General features: G+C 60.5%; 16 protein-coding genes. 3 read left to right on the top strand and 13 right to left on the bottom strand.

Translation table 11 applies throughout. The features are described from left to right. Positions 1-109 precede the first annotated feature (109 nt). From lysS to CLU85_RS07740, 3 genes are all read left to right on the top strand, one after another. Positions 110-1663 (top strand): lysine--tRNA ligase, encoded by a 1554-nt coding sequence (gene lysS / locus CLU85_RS07750; protein WP_100409759.1) that lies wholly within the window; start codon positions 110-112, stop codon positions 1661-1663. Between the two features lie 79 nt (positions 1664-1742). After that, positions 1743-2777 (top strand): diguanylate cyclase domain-containing protein, encoded by a 1035-nt coding sequence (locus CLU85_RS07745; protein ID WP_100409758.1) that lies wholly within the window; start codon positions 1743-1745, stop codon positions 2775-2777. Beyond that, positions 2774-3589, top strand: coding sequence for a mechanosensitive ion channel family protein (locus tag CLU85_RS07740; RefSeq protein WP_369858171.1), 816 nt, complete (start codon positions 2774-2776; stop codon positions 3587-3589). The genes CLU85_RS07745 and CLU85_RS07740 overlap by 4 nt, the downstream gene beginning before the upstream one ends. Here the strand turns inward: CLU85_RS07740 and nagZ are convergent. The 13 genes from nagZ to rpoE all read right to left on the bottom strand — a co-directional run bounded on the left by nagZ (position 3559) and on the right by rpoE (position 16252). After that, entirely contained in the window at positions 3559-4650 is a 1092-nt protein-coding gene (nagZ, locus tag CLU85_RS07735; RefSeq protein ID WP_100409757.1) for a beta-N-acetylhexosaminidase, read from the bottom strand. The two genes, CLU85_RS07740 and nagZ, sit on opposite strands and share 31 nt — an antisense overlap. A gap of 77 nt (positions 4651-4727) precedes the next feature. Further along, on the bottom strand, positions 4728-5123 hold the full coding sequence (acpS, locus tag CLU85_RS07730) for a holo-ACP synthase (protein WP_100409756.1): 396 nt from the start codon (positions 5121-5123) through the stop codon (positions 4728-4730). 58 nt (positions 5124-5181) lie between these two features. After that, a complete protein-coding gene (locus CLU85_RS07725; protein WP_100409755.1) occupies positions 5182-5970 on the bottom strand; it encodes a pyridoxine 5'-phosphate synthase in 789 nt (262 codons plus the stop codon). Continuing rightward, positions 5967-6731, bottom strand: a complete 765-nt coding sequence (gene recO, locus CLU85_RS07720; protein WP_100409754.1) for a DNA repair protein RecO — start codon at positions 6729-6731, stop codon at positions 5967-5969. The genes CLU85_RS07725 and recO overlap by 4 nt, the downstream gene beginning before the upstream one ends. 97 nt (positions 6732-6828) lie before the next feature. After that, entirely contained in the window at positions 6829-7833 is a 1005-nt protein-coding gene (gene era, locus CLU85_RS07715) for a GTPase Era (RefSeq protein WP_100409753.1), read from the bottom strand. Beyond that, the gene (gene rnc, locus CLU85_RS07710) at positions 7830-8513 is read right to left on the bottom strand and encodes a ribonuclease III (protein WP_100409752.1); all 684 of its coding nucleotides are present in this window, start codon (positions 8511-8513) and stop codon (positions 7830-7832) included. The genes era and rnc overlap by 4 nt, the downstream gene beginning before the upstream one ends. Further along, positions 8514-8876 carry a DUF4845 domain-containing protein gene (locus CLU85_RS07705; RefSeq protein WP_100409751.1) on the bottom strand — a complete coding sequence of 121 codons (363 nt, stop codon included), beginning with the start codon at positions 8874-8876 and terminating at the stop codon, positions 8514-8516. 37 nt (positions 8877-8913) lie between these two features. Then, complete coding sequence (gene lepB, locus CLU85_RS07700; protein ID WP_100409750.1) at positions 8914-9888, bottom strand: signal peptidase I; 975 nt, start codon at positions 9886-9888, stop codon at positions 8914-8916. Next, entirely contained in the window at positions 9888-11696 is a 1809-nt protein-coding gene (gene lepA / locus CLU85_RS07695) for a translation elongation factor 4 (RefSeq protein ID WP_100409749.1), read from the bottom strand. Before lepA ends, lepB begins: the two co-directional genes overlap by 1 nt. Before the next feature lie 511 nt (positions 11697-12207). Next, positions 12208-13629 carry a DegQ family serine endoprotease gene (locus tag CLU85_RS07690; protein ID WP_369858170.1) on the bottom strand — a complete coding sequence of 474 codons (1422 nt, stop codon included), beginning with the start codon at positions 13627-13629 and terminating at the stop codon, positions 12208-12210. A 217-nt stretch (positions 13630-13846) separates the two neighbouring features. Beyond that, entirely contained in the window at positions 13847-14869 is a 1023-nt protein-coding gene (locus CLU85_RS07685; RefSeq protein ID WP_232727759.1) for a MucB/RseB C-terminal domain-containing protein, read from the bottom strand. Positions 14870-14959: 90 nt separating this feature from the next. After that, the gene (locus CLU85_RS07680; RefSeq protein ID WP_232727758.1) at positions 14960-15616 is read right to left on the bottom strand and encodes a sigma-E factor negative regulatory protein; all 657 of its coding nucleotides are present in this window, start codon (positions 15614-15616) and stop codon (positions 14960-14962) included. 9 nt (positions 15617-15625) lie between these two features. Then, positions 15626-16252: an RNA polymerase sigma factor RpoE gene (gene rpoE, locus CLU85_RS07675; protein ID WP_100409747.1), complete on the bottom strand. Its 627-nt coding sequence runs from the start codon at positions 16250-16252 to the stop codon at positions 15626-15628. Positions 16253-16318 lie beyond the last annotated feature (66 nt).

Genomic DNA, 16318 nt, shown 5'->3' with positions numbered 1-16318 from the left:
TCAAGGCTCAGAAAGGCAGAAACTCCACACCGCACCTGCAAAAAACTAAAATGACGGGTTTTGGTTCGAATTAACGACTTTGAACGCCTCTATTTGCGGGCGGCTCCCCATGTCTGACAACAATACATCTCATCCCGCTGTCGCACCCCAGGACGAAAACCAGCTCATCGCCGAGCGCCGCGAAAAACTCCGCGCTCTGCGTGAAGTTCAGGCCAACGGGGGTGGCGTTGCCTTTCCGAACAACTTCAAACCCGGCCACAAAGCAGCCCAGCTGCACGTGGAGCACGTCAACGCTACGAACGAGTCCTTCGAAGCTACGCCCGTCAGCGTGTCTGTGGCGGGCCGCATGATGCTCAAGCGCGTGATGGGCAAGGCCAGCTTTGCCACGGTTCAGGATGGATCGCTGGGTGAAGTGGGGGGTCGAATTCAGCTGTACGTGACCCGCGATGCCCTGGGCGAAGACCTGTACGCCGCCTTCAAGCACTGGGACCTGGGCGATATCGTGGGTGCCGAGGGCACGCTGATGAAGACCAAGACGGGTGAACTCTCGGTCAAGGTGACGAGCCTGCGCCTGTTGACCAAGAGCCTGCGCCCGCTGCCTGACAAGTTCCATGGCATGGCCGACCAGGAGCAGAAGTACCGCCAGCGCTACGTAGACCTGATCACCGACGAGCACGCCCGCAAGCGCTTCATGGCGCGCAGCAAGGCGGTGAGCGGCCTGCGCGAGTTCATGGTGAGCCACGGCTTTCTCGAAGTCGAAACGCCCATGCTGCACCCCATCCCGGGCGGGGCCAATGCCAAGCCTTTTGTGACGCACCACAACGCGCTGGAGCAGGAGATGTACCTGCGCATCGCGCCCGAGCTGTACCTCAAGCGCCTGATCGTGGGTGGCTTCGAGCGCGTGTTCGAGATCAACCGCAGCTACCGCAACGAAGGTATCTCGGTTCGCCACAACCCCGAGTTCACCATGATGGAGTTCTATGCGGCGTACTGGAACTACCTGGACCTGATGGACTTCACCGAGACGCTGATCCGAGAGGTGGCCCTCAAGGCCACAGGTTCGCTGCAGATGACCTACCAGGGCCGTGCCGTGGACCTGACGCAGCCATTTGCCCGCCTGACCATCCGTGAAGCCATCTTCCAGTACACCGAGGCCGGCGCCCATGTGGACGACGCAGCGTGGCTCATCAGCGCGCTCAAGAAACTGGGCCTGAACGAAGAGAAGAACAAGCTATCGACCCGCACGCTGGCCAGCCTGCAGGTGCTGTACTTTGAAGAAACGGTGGAAGACAAGCTCTGGCAGCCCACGTTCATCATGGAGCACCCCACAGAGATCTCGCCCCTGGCGCGTGCCAATGACACCCGCCCCGAGGTCACAGAGCGGTTTGAGCTGTACATCACCGGCCGCGAGTTCGGAAACGGTTTCAGCGAGCTGAACGACGCCGAAGACCAGGCTGCACGCTTCCACGCCCAGGTGGCCGCCAAGGACAGTGGTGACGATGAAGCCATGTTCTACGACCACGACTTCGTGCGCGCGCTGGAATACGGGATGCCTCCCACGGGGGGTTGCGGGATCGGCATTGACCGACTCATGATGCTGCTGACCGACAGCCCCAGCATCCGCGACGTGATCCTGTTCCCCGCATTGCGCCGCGAGTCCTGAGGCGGACAGCCCAGGTGCCGGGGATACATACCCCAGGCACCTCAGACCGCGACCTTTGACGGCCCCAAGGAGACATACCGTGCCATTCAGTTCCAGCGACGCCCCCTACCCGGCTACCGAACCCCTGCCCTCGGGCAATGCATTTTCGGTGCTGGTGGTTGAAGATCAGGGCTCCGTGCGCGCTGCGCTGGTGGCCGAGTTGCGGCGGGCCGGGGTGTCCGAAATTGTCGAGGCGTCCGAGGGACAGGCCGCACTGCAACTGTTCAAGACCCGCCGCCCGGACCTGGTGCTGCTGGACATTCGGCTGCCCGGCCAGGATGGCTACTGGGTGGCGCAGCAGATGCGCGAAAGCGAAGCCGGGGATTGGACGCCCATCATCTTCCTGTCCGGCCTGGACAACGAACTCGATGTATGGCGCGGCATTGAGGTGGGAGGCGATGACTATCTCGTCAAACCCGTCAAACCCATCGTGCTCATGGCCAAGCTGCGCGCCATGAGGCGCCTGCTGGACATGCGCCGCCGGCTGGTGTCCATGTCTGCAGAGCTGCACGCAGCCAACCAGCGGCTCAATGAGATGGTCGAGGTCGATGCCCTCACGGGTCTCGTCAACCGCCGCGGATTTGACCGCATCCTGCACAACGAGATCCTGGCCGCGCGCCGGGACGGCACGCCGCTCACGCTGATGCTGTGCGACCTCGATCATTTCAAGCTGTTCAACGACGCCAGCGGCCACGTGCAAGGCGACGCCTGCCTGAAAGAGGTCGGCCGCCTGTTGCGCGAAGTGTGTGTGCGCCCGCGTGATATCGCCTCGCGTTATGGCGGCGAGGAATTCGCCCTCATCCTGCCCAACACGCCACGCTCGGGTGCCATGACCTTCGCGCGTGCCCTGGGGCAATTGCTCAAAGTGCGTGCCATTGCCCATGCGGACTCACCGCTGGGCAGCACGCTGACGCTGTCGGGCGGCATCACCACCTGTGTGCCGGACGACAGCACCAATGCCGAGAGCCTGATCATGCGTGCCGACCAGGCGCTGTATGCCGCCAAGGCCCAGGGCCGCAATCGCTTCTTCAGTTTTGAAATGCAAATGGATACCGTGGAGCAATTGCGCAATTGAGTTTCTTCCCCTTCTTCTCGTTTGACGCGACAGAGCGCAACACCCGTACCGCCGTCTCCCGTATGCAGGTTCTGAAAACCCGACTGCCTGAATGGATGCAGGACTGGCTCGAAGTCATCATCCCGGGCACGCAGATCCTGCTGATCCTGTTCGTTGCCTGGCTGTTGCAGCGCACGCTGCGCCGACTCGTGCGCCGTGCAAGCGCGCACTACCAACTGCCCAATGAGCTGCTGGTGCCCATCAACGGACTGATCCGTTGGCTCATCATTGCGAGCGCCCTGCTGCTGGTGCTGGAGCGCATGGGGGTCTCGGCCACCGTGCTCTGGACCGCGTTCACGGGGTTCGCCACCGTGGGGGCCGTGGCCTTTTTTGCGGCGTGGAGTGTGTTGTCCAACCTGTTCTGCGCGCTGCTTATCTTCACAGTACGGCCGTTCAAGATCGGCGACTACATCGAGGTGCTGGACACCGCCGAAAAGCCCGGCGCCAAGGGGCGCGTGGTGGACATCAACCTGCTCTACACCACCCTCGAAGACCATGGCGCGGCTGCGGGCCAGGTGGCCTGGCTGCAGATTCCGAATGCACTGGTGTTTCAACGCGTGGTGCGCCGGTTTCAGGGGTTCCACCCCCGTCTGCGCCGCCCGCTATCGCCAGCGCGGCAGGTGCCGCAGAAAGTGCGCCGGCGGCGGTGCCGGTCACACCAGGACCGTTCAACACGCCATAGCAGACGCAGACGGGAAAACACGCGAGGCAGCCCGGCACCGGGCCACACGCGCTCAGCGGGTCAGGGCAACAGATCCAGCGCCTGCAGGTAGGCGGGCTGGTACATCAGGTCGTCCCAGGCTTGCGGCAGGGTTTCAGGCAGCAGCGCCAGGCGGCGGGACTCGCTGTCCACACTCGGCTGCCAGCGGCCCTGCTTCTGGGCCTTTTCCAGGCCATCGATGAGTTCATCCACTGCCTTGCCATCACCCACGCTCTGGTTGCACAGCAGTACCAGGTCACAACCTGCCTCCAGCGCCGCCACGGCCGCGTCGGTGTAGCTGACCACCTGGCCGTCCAGGCGCCGTGCACCTTCCATGCTGAGGTCGTCGCTGAAGATCGCGCCGTCAAAACGCATCTGGCGGCGCAGGATGTCCTGCAGCCAGCGCTGCGAGAAGCCTGCGGGGCGGCTGTCGACCTTGGGGTAGATCACATGGGCCGGCATCACGCTGGTGAGCGTGCTGCTGAGCCAGGGATACGGCGCGGCGTCATCGGCCAGGATGGCCTTGAGGCTGCGCTTGTCCACGGGCACTTCGGTGTGCGAGTCGGCTTTGACAAAACCGTGCCCCGGGAAGTGTTTGCCACAGTTGGCCATCCCCGCCTGGAGCAGGCCGTGCATGAGGCTCTTGGCCAGCAGCGCCACCACACGAGGGTCGCGGTGAAAGGAGCGGTCGCCGATCACGCCGCTCTCGCCCCAGTCAAGATCGAGAACGGGGGTAAACGAGAAATCGACACCACAGGCGCGCAACTCGGCCCCCAGCACATAACCCGCTGCCGTGGCCGCGTTGGTGGCACGCAGTGCACCACTGCCTGGCAAGGCCTTGGCGCCTTTGCCGTCATCCATCCACATATCCCCCAGCGCGCGCATGGGTGGCAGATGTGTGAAACCGTCCGTGCGAAACCGCTGCACGCGGCCACCTTCGTGGTCCACGCAGATCAGCAGATCGTCGCGCACGGCCTTGATGCTGCTGGTCAGCTGCAGCAGCTGCGCGCGGTTGTCCCAGTTGCGGGCAAACAGGATCACGCCGCCGGTCAGCGGATGGGCCAGGCGGCGGCGGTCGGCAGCGGTCAGCTCAAGGCCTGCCACGTCAAGGATGAGGGGCGCGTGTTCAGTCATGGTGTGTTGGTTCAAACTCAAAATGCTATACAAACAATAGCTTCTAGCGTATGTGTATCAAGCGCTAGAGTCCATTTTTAATCAGATTTCTCTACCACACAGAAGCTGGCGGCGTAGTCGGTCTCGTCGGTCACGCTCAGGTGCGCCTTCAGGCCTTTGGCATCGAACCATTCCTTGAGCGCCCCGTGCAGCACGATCACAGGCTGGCCGCTCGCAAGCTTGGCCACCTCGCAGTGGCGCCAGGTCATGGGCATGCGCATCCCCAGGCCAATGGCTTTGCTGAACGCTTCCTTGGCAGAGAACCGCGTGGCCAGGTAACGCAGGCCCCGGTCGGGCCAGCGTGCACTGCGCTCGCGCCAGGTGGCCAGTTCGCCTTCGGCCAGCACCTTTTCGGCAAAGCGTTCGCCATGGCGCTCCAGGCTGGCCGCAATGCGGCGCACGTCGCAGATGTCTGTGCCAATGCCGTAGATCATGGGTTTTGAGTCCAATTGACTGCTAGCGCTTGTTTATAAAGCGCTGGCAGCTATCAAATCAGGAGTGATTGAGTGGGCTTGCAGAACCGGGCTGCAGACAGTCCAGATAGGCCTGCACCGTGGCGGCGTAGCCCAGCTCCAGCGCATCAGCGATGAGGGCGTGGCCTATGGAGACCTCCTGCACACCGGGCACTCCGCGCACAAAGGTGGCGAGGTTGTCGCGATTGAGGTCGTGCCCTGCATTCACACCCAAACCCACGTCCAGGGCGGCCTGGGCGGCTGCGGCATAACGCTGAAGCGCCACGGCTTGCAGCGAGGTGCCCCAGGCAGCGGCATAGGGCTCGGTATACAACTCCACCCGGTCGGCGCCCGCGGCCTTGGCAGCAGCCATCTGCTCGGGCGCCGGGTCCATGAACAAGCTGACGCGCACGCCCAGGGCACTGCACTCAGCGATCAAAGGAGCCAGCCGCTCGGCATCCTGCGGAAAGCTCCAACCATGGTCGCTGGTGAACTGGTCTTCGCTGTCGGGCACAAACGTCGCCTGTTGCGGACGCACCTGGCGGATGAAGTCCATCAGGTTCTGCGACGGGTTGCCTTCAATGTTGTATTCGCGGCCCGGCCAGGCCTTCATCAAGGTAGCCAGTTCGAACACATCCTGGCTGCGGATGTGCCGCTCGTCTGGCCGGGGGTGCACCGTAATGCCCTGGGCGCCGGCCTGCAGGCACAGCTCAGCCGCGCGCGTGACGCTCGGAATACCCAGGTGCCGCGTGTTGCGCACCAGGGCGACCTTGTTGACGTTAACCGAGAGGGCTGTGCCGGGATGAGGGGTAGGTTGTGACGGTGTCATAGGGCCTGCAAATCGATCATGAGCTGGCGGGTGCGCAGCAGGGGACTGCCGCAATGGTATTGCAGCAAGGTCCGCAACTGGGGCTTGAGTTCTGCAGCCACTGGTGCACACGCGCGCAAGGTGGCGGTGTAGCTGCTGGTGTCGTCGAGCGCGCGCTGCAGCATTTGCCACTGGCCACCGAGCAGACCCGCGCGATCGGCAGCGGACGAGGCGCGCAGACCCCCTTCTGGCACCAGCGTGTAACGCGTTGCGGGCAGCAAGGCCTCTAGCGTCATGGTCTGGGCATCCAGGCCTGGCAGGAGACCGATTTCGCGCAGCAGCAGTAGCTCGAAGCTGCGCAGCACAGGCTCCAGTGCATCACCGTGTTCGCTGGCAAGCACCCGCACCACCCCGGCATACGCATCGAACAACGCAGGGTGTGGGTCTGCCCGGGCCAGCAGGCGCAGCAGCAGTTCGTTGAGGTACATGCCCGACAGCAGGGCATCGCCCGTAGGCATCACATGCCCACCCACCCATTCGGCGCCCTTGAGCGTGTGAATGTCAGCACTGCCATCACCGGCCAGCGTATAAGTCACCAGCAGGGGCTGCAACGGCAGCAACACGGGGCGAAAGTTGGAGGTTGGCTTTTTGGCCCCCTTGGCCACCAGGGCTACACGCCCCTGGCGACGGCAGAGAACCTCCAGAATCAGGCTGGACTCGCTCCAGTCGTAGCTGTGCAAGACAAAGGCCGGCTCCTCAGAAATGCGCTTGGCGGCGGCCACTGGAGATGAAGGGAGTGCGAGAGGAATGGGGCTGGAATCCAACACCCGTCAAAGCGGCGGGGGTTGGCGTTGATGTGGGCCTGTCAGGAGGTGGCACTTACTCGTAACCAAACGAGCGCACGCGCGCCTCGTCATCGGCCCAGCCAGAGCGCACCTTGACCCACAGCTCCAGGAACACCTTGGCATCCATGAGCTTTTCCAGCTCTTGGCGTGCTTCGGTGCCAATGCGCTTCAAGCGCTCGCCCTTGTCACCGATGACCATCATCTTGTGGTTGTCACGCTCCACCACGATGGTGGCGGCGATCTTCACCATGCGCTTGTGCGCCTTGCTGGCTTCTTCCTCGAACTTGTCGATGACCACTGTCGAGGTGTAGGGCAGCTCGTCACCGGTAAAGCGGAACAGCTTTTCGCGCACGGTTTCTGAGGCCAGGAATTTCTCGCTGCGGTCGGTCAGTTCGTCTTCGGCGTACCACCAGGCCTGCTCGGGCAGGTATTTGGCGCAGATACCGAAGAGCCGCTCAATGTCGCCCTTGTTCTTGGCGGACATGGGGACGAACTCGGCAAACGGGTGGCGCTCTTGCATGCTCTTGAGCCAGGGCGCCAGCTCAGCGCGGCGGTGCACCATGTCCAGCTTGTTGGCCAGCAGCAGCGTGGGAATGCCGGGCTTGAACAGTGACAGCACCTTGGCATCGGCCAGTGTGAAATTGCCAGCCTCCACCACGAACAGGATCAGGTCCACGTCACCAATCGCGCCCATCACGGTCTTGTTGAGCGACTTGTTGAGCGCCGTGGCATGCCGTGTCTGGAAACCAGGGGTGTCGACGAACACAAACTGCGTCTGCTCCCGCGTACGGATGCCAGTGATGCGATGGCGCGTGGTCTGCGCCTTGCGCGAGGTGATACTGATTTTCTGACCCACCAGGGCGTTGAGCAAGGTGGATTTACCCACGTTGGGCTTGCCCACGATGGCGATCACACCGCAACGCTGCCCCGGAACAGCGGCAGGCGCCCCTGCCGCAGCCAGCATGGCCTCTAGATCATTTTGAACGGGAGCGCTTTCTGCGCCCTCGTCACCAGCTACATCTTTGGTAGCATCATTCATAATTTCTTTGCTTTCAATGTGACCAGCATGGCGGCCGCAGCCGCCTGCTCGCCCGCCCGACGGGAGCCACCGATGCCACGCTCAGTCAGACGCAATTCGGGAATATCGCACTCGACATCAAAGGTCTGACGGTGCGCCGCCCCCACAGTTGCCACCACGTTGTACTGTGGCAGCTTCATTTTGCGACCCTGCAGCCACTCCTGCAATGCCGTTTTCGGGTCTTTGGAAGCCGCCTGCATCTGCGGGTTGATCTCGACACCCTGAAACAGTCGGTGCACCAGGGCTTCGGCACTGGCATAACCGGCATCGAGATACACCGCGCCAATCAGGGCTTCCAGCGCATCGGCCAGGATAGAAGGGCGTTGCTGCCCTCCAGACTTGGCCTCGCCCTCTCCCAGACGCAGCACCTCGGAGATTTTGAGCCCCACGGCCAATTGGTGCAGGGTGTCCTGCTTGACCAGATTGGCGCGCACGCGCGAAAGATCGCCTTCGGGCAAGGCAGACAGCCGCTGGTAAAGCAGGCTGGCCACCGCAAGATTCAGGACAGAGTCCCCCAGAAACTCCAGCCGCTCATTGTGGTCCGCAGAAAAACTGCGGTGTGTGGTGGCCCGCTGGAGCAGGGATGGATCGGAAAAAACATGCTGCAGGCGACCCTGCAGCGCTAGGAGACCGGAATGCACCTAGTTGGTCTGCGCTGCAAAGCGGTAAACCAGAAAGGCCGGACCCGCCAGTGCGATTTCGCGCGAATACTTGAACGACACCACCACCTTGTCACCACGCTTGGTCACTTCCAGGTCCGAGCCTTTGATCGACGTGATGTCATCAATCGCGGCAGCACGGTCAAATGCAGCACGCACACCAGGCACTGTGCCCTCCACCTTGGCCTTCTCGATGGCCTTCTTTGCCGAGGTGTATTCCAGGAAAATCGGTACCGACTGGCCGCCAATGGCAAAAGCAGCCACCAGAAGCAGGCCCACAAAAATCAGCCCGAAAAAAGACAATCCGCGCTGTTGCGACCGGCTTGCAGTGCGATGCATCTTCATAAATTCACCCCTCGTTGTTTTACGCAATGGTTTTTGCTCAGTGAAATGAGCCTATGCGCTTGAGATTACCGAAATTCATCCAGACAAAAAAGGCCTTGCCGACAATATTGCCCTCTGGCACAAATCCCCAATAGCGTGAGTCCAGTGAGTTATCGCGGTTGTCGCCCATCATGAAGTAATGGCCTTGCGGAACCTTGCACACGACACCTTCCACACTGTAGCGGCAGTTTTCACGATAGGCAAAATTGCTGGCACCCTGCACAAAAGCAGGCACATCAGGATTATTCAACAGGCGGTGGGGCTGGTCACCCAGGTGTTCTTCAAACTGCTTGAAGTAGCGCATGGCATCTTCTTCGAAGAAATCAGGAGCCGCTTTCGTATCGATGGGTTTGCCATTGATGGTCAGGCGCTTGTTGATGTACGCGACCTCGTCTCCAGGCACGCCAACCACGCGCTTGATGTAGTCCAGGCTCGGCTGCGGTGGATAACGGAACACCAGCACATCGCCACGCGCGGGCTGGTTCCCTTCGATGACCTTGGTGTTGATGACCGGCAGGCGCACACCGTAGGTGAACTTGTTCACAAGGATCAGGTCGCCCACCAGCAAGGTGGGGATCATCGAGCCAGACGGAATCTTGAAGGGTTCGAAGAGAAACGAACGCAAGAAGAACACCGCAGCAATCACCGGGAACAAGCCAGCGGTCCAATCCAGCCACCAAGGCTGCATGAGGAGCCGCCCCTTGGCCTCCTCCACATCGACATCGATTTTCTGAATCCCCATGCGATCCAACTCAGCGCGGCGCTGCACTGCTGCGTCCTCGATCGCCTGTGCAGCCCGGCGGCGGCGAGGCAAAAAACACAGCCGCTCAGCCAACCAGTAAGCGCCCGTAATGACCGTAGCCAAAAACAGCAACAGCGCAAAATTGCCCTCAATCGCACCAAAGTACCAGGCACCAACATAGCCAGCAAAGCCGGCCAGCACCATCGACGTGAATACTTGCATGAACTGCATCAATCTTCCACCTGCAAAATGGCCAAGAATGCTTCTTGAGGCACCTCAACCGAGCCAATCTGTTTCATGCGCTTCTTGCCTGCTTTTTGCTTCTCAAGGAGCTTGCGCTTACGGCTCACGTCGCCGCCATAACATTTCGCCAACACGTTCTTGCGCAACGCCTTGATGGTTTCGCGCGCAATGATATTGGCTCCAATGGCCGCCTGAATGGCCACGTCATACATCTGACGGCTGATGATTTCGCGCATCTTTGCCACCACCGCGCGGCCGCGGTACTGCGACTGCGAGCGGTGCACGATGATGGATAGTGCATCCACCTTTTCGCCGTTGAGCAGAATATCCACCTTCACCACATCAGAGGCACGGTACTCCTTGAACTCATAGTCCATGGACGCGTAACCTCGCGACACCGATTTGAGCTTGTCGAAGAAGTCGAGCACGATCTCACCGAGTGGCATCTCGTAGGTGAGCATCACCTGGCGGCCGTGGTAGGCCATGTTCATCTGCACGCCGCGCTTCTGATTGGCCAGTGTCATCACCGGGCCCACATAGTCCTGGGGCATGTACAGATGCACCGTCACAATGGGCTCACGGATTTCCTCCAACCGCCCTTGGTCGGGCATTTTGGATGGGTTCTCAACCATCACAATTTCGCCGTCGGCCCTGACCACTTGATAGACCACGCTGGGCGCCGTGGTGATAAGGTCCTGGTCAAACTCACGCTCCAGTCGCTCCTGCACGATCTCCATGTGCAACAGACCCAGGAAGCCACACCGAAAGCCAAAGCCGAGCGCCTGGCTCACTTCCGGTTCGTAGTGCAGCGAAGCGTCATTGAGCTTGAGCTTCTCCAGCGCATCGCGCAGCGAGTCATATTCACTGGCCTCCGTCGGATACAGTCCGGCAAACACCTGGGGCTGGATTTCCTTGAAACCTGGCAGCGCCTCGGTCGCTGGGCCCGCGTTGTTGGGCAGCTTCTTTTCGAGCGTGATCGTGTCGCCCACTTTGGCTGCCTGCAACTCCTTGATGCCGGCGATGATGTAACCCACCTGCCCTGCATCGAGTGAGTTGCGCGGCTCGTTGGCGGGGGTAAAAACACCGAGGTTGTCCGCGTTATACACAGCGCCGCTGGCCATCATCTTGATGCGCTCGCCTTTGAGCAAACGGCCATCCACCACGCGCACAAGCATCACCACACCCACGTAGCTGTCGAACCAGCTATCGATGATCATCGCGCGCAACGGGCCATCAGGCTTGCCGCGTGGAGTGGGCACCTTCGCAACGATGGCCTCAAGGATCTCGTCGATACCCATCCCCGTCTTGGCTGAGCACGGGATGGCATCGGTGGCGTCAATGCCGATCACATCCTCGATCTCGGCCTTCGCATTCTCGGGATCTGCGTTGGGCAGATCCATCTTGTTGAGGACGGGCACCACCTCCACACCCAGATCCAATGCGGTGTAGCAATTGGCCACGGTCTGCGCCTCGACCCCCTGCGAGGCATCGACAACAAGCAATGCGCCTTCGCATGCAGACAACGAACGGCTCACTTCGTACGAGAAGTCCACGTGCCCCGGCGTATCGATCAGATTGAGGTTATAGACCTGTCCATCCTGCGCCTTGTATTGCAGCGCGGCGGTTTGCGCCTTGATGGTTATCCCACGTTCTTTTTCGATATCCATCGAGTCCAGAACCTGGGCCTCCATATCACGGTCCGCCAGTCCTCCGCAGCGCTGAATCAAGCGGTCTGCCAACGTCGACTTGCCATGGTCGATGTGCGCAATGATGGAAAAATTTCTGATGTGATTCATCAACGGAAAGCGTCAAGTGATTGAATTAAAACGGCGCGCACAAGAAAAAAGGGCGCGTCGAGTGGCGACGCGCCCTGAACCAACAATCATTGGCAACTGCGATAGTTGGAGCTTCATTGTAGGCAAAAAGGCCGCCTGGAAAAGCCCGTCCAACTGCATCCAAGGGGAGTTGCCAGTCTGCAACAGGAATTTTATACACAGTTTATTCACAACCAACACATCAACAACGCTGGACAACTTGTGGGTGAACTGTGGATCGGCTGTGCATTGCACAAAAACATCCCGCATCGTGAACCCGACGCCAATCAATATGCAGATAAACGTTGAACAGGGACCTCTATTCTATCGAATCTGGTTGATAGGCCCATGAAAAGTTAGCAAAAGCTAACATCTCGCCACTGCAGGGAGCGCAGGGAAACGAGGAAAAAAGAGCTCCAAATAAAAAGGCCCGCTCAAATCAAGGGGCAATCGACCGCTCTCGGTCGATCACCGCAGACCCCGCAGAACGGCCCTAGCGACCGGGACGGATCAGCGCATATTGCGCCCACTCCCCACGCCGATAGAGCACATTGATGGGCTTGCTCTTGTCCAGCTTGGCCAAAACGGACTCAAACTCCTTCACGCCGGACACCTCCGTATTAGCAATGGACAAAATGATGTCCCCCTCGCGCAAGCCCGCCCGGGCAGCCGCATCGGTGGCCGTGACAACCGCCACACCACCCTTGATCTTCAGCTCTTTCTTTTGAGCATCTGCCAGATCGGCCACAGACAAGCCGACCTGCTGCGCGGCCGCAGAAGCCTTGGGTTTCTCTTCACGTTCAGCAACCTTGGCGGCAGGCTTGTCCGCTTCAATTTCAGCGATGGTGATACCGAGGTCGCGCGAGGCCCCTCGGCGGAATACGGTGACCGTGCTCTTGCTCCCCGGCTTGGTGTTGCCAACCAAACGTGGCAGGTCGGCCACCTTCTCAATGGGCTTGCCGTCAAAGCGCGTAATGATGTCACCCGCCTCCACGCCCGCCTTGTCTGCAGGCGATCCGCCCTCCACCCCCGTCACCAACGCGCCCTGCGCCTTGCCCAGGCCAATGGACTCAGCCACGTCTTTGGTCACCTGCCCGATCTGCACTCCAATGCGGCCACGCGTAACCTTCCCCGATGCCCGCAACTGCTCACTGACCCGCATCGCTTCGTCCATAGGGATCGCAAACGAGATGCCCATGAAGCCCCCGGAGCGGGAGTAAATCTGGCTGTTAATACCGACTACCTCACCGCGCATGTTGATGAGTGGGCCACCAGAGTTGCCGGGATTGATAGCAACATCGGTCTGAATAAAGGGCAGGTAGTCGCCCGTATCACGCTGCTTGGCACTCACGATACCCGCCGTGACGGTGTTCTCCAGCCCAAACGGAGAACCAATCGCCATCACCCATTCGCCCACACGCAGACGACTCACATCGCCCACTTTGACCGCAGGCAAACCCGTGGCTTCGATCTTGACCACGGCGACATCCGTGCGCTTGTCTGCACCCACGATTCTGGCCTTGAACTCACGCTTATCCGGCAGCGTGACAATGACTTCGTCGGCGCCTTCCACCACATGGGCGTTGGTCATGACAAATCCATCGGCGGTCAGGATAAACCCCGACCCCACGCCCCGTGGTTGCGCTTCTTCATCCTGCTGAGGCTTTGAAGGACGTTGTTGGCGGGGAAGATTGGGAATGGGGACACCAAACCGGCGAAAGAACTCCAGCATTTCTTCGTCCACACCGCTGGCATTGGTCCGGCCGGATGCTTTTTCGACGGTACGGATATTCACCACCGATGGACCCACCTGATCCACCAAATCGGTGAAGTCAGGCAACCCACGCACCACTGCAGTGGGTTGAGCCAGGGCGGCGCAAGGCATCACCATGACGCTGGCAACCCCGCTCAACATGCACGCTAACGCAACAGAGCGCAGCTTATTCCCATCGAACTTCGGCATCATCGACCTTTCGTGAATTGTGGCGATTGCTGTCAACTAACTGTGTGCAACTGTGAAGAGTGTGGCGCCAATTGGTTCCCGGGAACAGTGCACTCTTTCCATGTCGTTCATGGCAGGCACAGGTCCACCCCACAATGCCAATCACCCACCAACGCCCGGCCAGACGACTTCAGGGCGAACGCTCCAGTTGGCCCGCAAAAAGACGCAGCGTGGGCAAGGGCACCTCACCCACAGCAGTAAGCCAGACATCTGACGGCATGCGCTGCGCCAATAGCTGCGTTGCACCAATGCCGGAAATCTGGGGCTGCGCAGTGTGACGCAGCGGATCAAAGGGCTCTAAAAACAGGGACACCGATGCCAGACCATCGGAATACAGACACTGCAAGACACTGGGCGCATCGTCCGCCGCAGAGACGGCACGCCGACGGCAACTGACCGGGACAAAACCAGCAACCGGCTGACGCAGCACCCAGCCTTCGGCCTTGGCGGTGGTCTTCACCACAGACGGAGCAACCACCTTGTAACCCGCCGTTGCCTCCATCAAGCGAGACAGCTGTTCAGCACGCACAGGTGCATTCAGGTCAAGTTCTGAAAATGCCGCCTGCTCCAGAACCCGGCCATCCGCGCCCAGTGTCTGCAGCTTCACCACCAACCCGGAGTCCTGCTCAATCCACAGGCGATAGCCAAAGCGCAAAGTGTCTGAGGGCTTGAACCACACGACATCAGCAACGAACCCGGCCACCCGCTCCTGCCCCATCAGATGGGAGGTGTAAAACTGTGCAATGGACGTACCGCTGACCAATGGAACACGGGGAAACAGCCCAGCCGCATCGCGACGGTCTGTGCGCACAACACGCGCCTGCGGCAGGAACGTCCGCACCTCGTCATTGCGCCGAAAGACGGTACGCGGCGTACCACTGAGAGACTCCACCCGCTCCATCTGCTGCTGCCCATCACACGCGTGCCAGATACGCGAACTGGACATCGCTCCATTGGCAGACATCACCACAAAAATGCCCGCATAGGACTTGCGACAGGGGGCCCCCTGCATGCGCTCGACCCATTGCGCTACGTCACGCTCGGCAGGAGAAGAAAGGGAATCACCAGAGGGTATTGCAATGCCTCCAGCCAACGGAGCCCCCATCGCCACCGAGCCACCGAGGCCGCACACCGCCGCCGCGAACAGCGACATGAGCCATCGATACCGGACAAGTCCGACTGCCTTTATCACTCCAAATGTGCTCATCACGCGATCTCGACGCCGGGAACAGCCATCCCCGTCTCAGCGACCAGGGGTTTCAAACGTTGCATTGCGCAGGAAACCTGCGGGCATCTGCAATGCAGACGTGCTTCCAAACTGCTTGTGGGCAGCCAGCAACTCATCGAGGCGAGGATCACGAATCATGACCTGCTGCCCATCGGCATCGGCCACAGCAACGACCGGAGCGCCCTGGGCAGAAGATCGATCGGGCACAGCAGCCAGTTGAGCACCTGATGGGCCTGCACCCTGCAAACTGGCGAGGGACGACCAGCCAATGGCAGCCACGGCCGCCAAAGAAGCAAAGCCTGCAAGCATCTTCCAGCGGAACACGGAGGCGTTGGCCGCATCTGCCAACGGAGCAACCATGCCAATCTGAACCTGCTGGGCTTGAGGACGCTCAGGAGGCACTTCCTGGGCCAGTTGCTCACGCAACCGCGACAAGAACACGGGGTGCGCCGGCTGCGCCAGGTCGGACGAACGCAGCACATCGCCCACAAGGTGGTAAAGCTGCCAGGTGTCGCGCCCCTCCTCCTCTTCGGCCGCATATGCCAGAGCAGCCGCCAACTCATCCCCTTGGAGTTGGCCATCAGCCAAAGCGGACAATTGCTCTCGCATCTTCATGTCATTCATCATGGTGTTACCTGCCAGCCCGTTGATACCTGTTTCAGCTTTATTCATCTCATCACCTCACCACCGTTTGCCCGACTGGTTCTCAAGCAAAGGGCGCACTTTGGCGGATATGGCCTCCCGCGCCCGAAATATCCGGGAGCGCACCGTACCAATAGGACAACCCATGGCCGTAGCGATCTCCTCGTAGCTCAACCCTTCAATCTCGCGCAGCGTCACCGCTTGGCGCAGATCTTCAGGCAATGCCTCCATGGCCGCGTTCACCACCTGCGCGATCTCTCGGGCGGCGAGTACGGTTTCAGGGGTTTCGTCGCTGGTTAGTTCGTGTCCCAGGCGGGAAGTTTCATCCTCGTCATCACTGGAACGAAAAGCGTTCTCGGAAATGACAGGGTTGCGCTTCATGTCCATCAGCGCCTTTTTGGCGGTATTGACGGCAATGCGGTACAGCCACGTGTAGAACTGCGCGTCTCCCCGGAATTGATGAAGCGCGCGATAGGCCCGGATGAATGTCTCTTGGGCAATGTCCTGGACGATATCCGTGTCACGCACCATGCGACCAATCAGGCGTTCAATGCGGCGTTGGTACTTGATGACCAATAACTCGTAGGCGCGTTGATCGCCCGCTACCGTGCGCTCCACCAGTTGGAGATCGCTGTCTTCGGAGGGGGAAGGCGGAATTACAGTCATGGATACTCAAGATTCACGCCCCACGGCGCTTGGCCGGGGCGGTTTCGTCAGCGTTGTCAGCGCCCG

Origin of the sequence: Acidovorax sp. 69 (assembly GCF_002797445.1) — a bacterium.
GTDB lineage: Bacteria > Pseudomonadota > Gammaproteobacteria > Burkholderiales > Burkholderiaceae_C > Acidovorax.
This window is presented reverse-complemented; position numbering and strand designations above follow the sequence as displayed.

Coding starts and splice junctions, on each gene's coding strand:
- lysS (WP_100409759.1), top strand. CDS start 110: ATGTCTGACAACAATACATCTCATCCCGCTGTCGCACCCCAGGACGAA.
- nagZ (WP_100409757.1), bottom strand. CDS start 4,650: ATGACTGAACACGCGCCCCTCATCCTTGACGTGGCAGGCCTTGAGCTG.
- acpS (WP_100409756.1), bottom strand. CDS start 5,123: ATGATCTACGGCATTGGCACAGACATCTGCGACGTGCGCCGCATTGCG.
- CLU85_RS07725 (WP_100409755.1), bottom strand. CDS start 5,970: ATGACACCGTCACAACCTACCCCTCATCCCGGCACAGCCCTCTCGGTT.
- era (WP_100409753.1), bottom strand. CDS start 7,833: ATGAATGATGCTACCAAAGATGTAGCTGGTGACGAGGGCGCAGAAAGC.
- CLU85_RS07705 (WP_100409751.1), bottom strand. CDS start 8,876: ATGAAGATGCATCGCACTGCAAGCCGGTCGCAACAGCGCGGATTGTCT.
- lepB (WP_100409750.1), bottom strand. CDS start 9,888: ATGCAGTTCATGCAAGTATTCACGTCGATGGTGCTGGCCGGCTTTGCT.
- lepA (WP_100409749.1), bottom strand. CDS start 11,696: ATGAATCACATCAGAAATTTTTCCATCATTGCGCACATCGACCATGGC.
- CLU85_RS07690 (WP_369858170.1), bottom strand. CDS start 13,629: ATGTTGAGCGGGGTTGCCAGCGTCATGGTGATGCCTTGCGCCGCCCTG.
- CLU85_RS07685 (WP_232727759.1), bottom strand. CDS start 14,869: ATGTCGCTGTTCGCGGCGGCGGTGTGCGGCCTCGGTGGCTCGGTGGCG.
- CLU85_RS07680 (WP_232727758.1), bottom strand. CDS start 15,616: ATGAATAAAGCTGAAACAGGTATCAACGGGCTGGCAGGTAACACCATG.
- rpoE (WP_100409747.1), bottom strand. CDS start 16,252: ATGACTGTAATTCCGCCTTCCCCCTCCGAAGACAGCGATCTCCAACTG.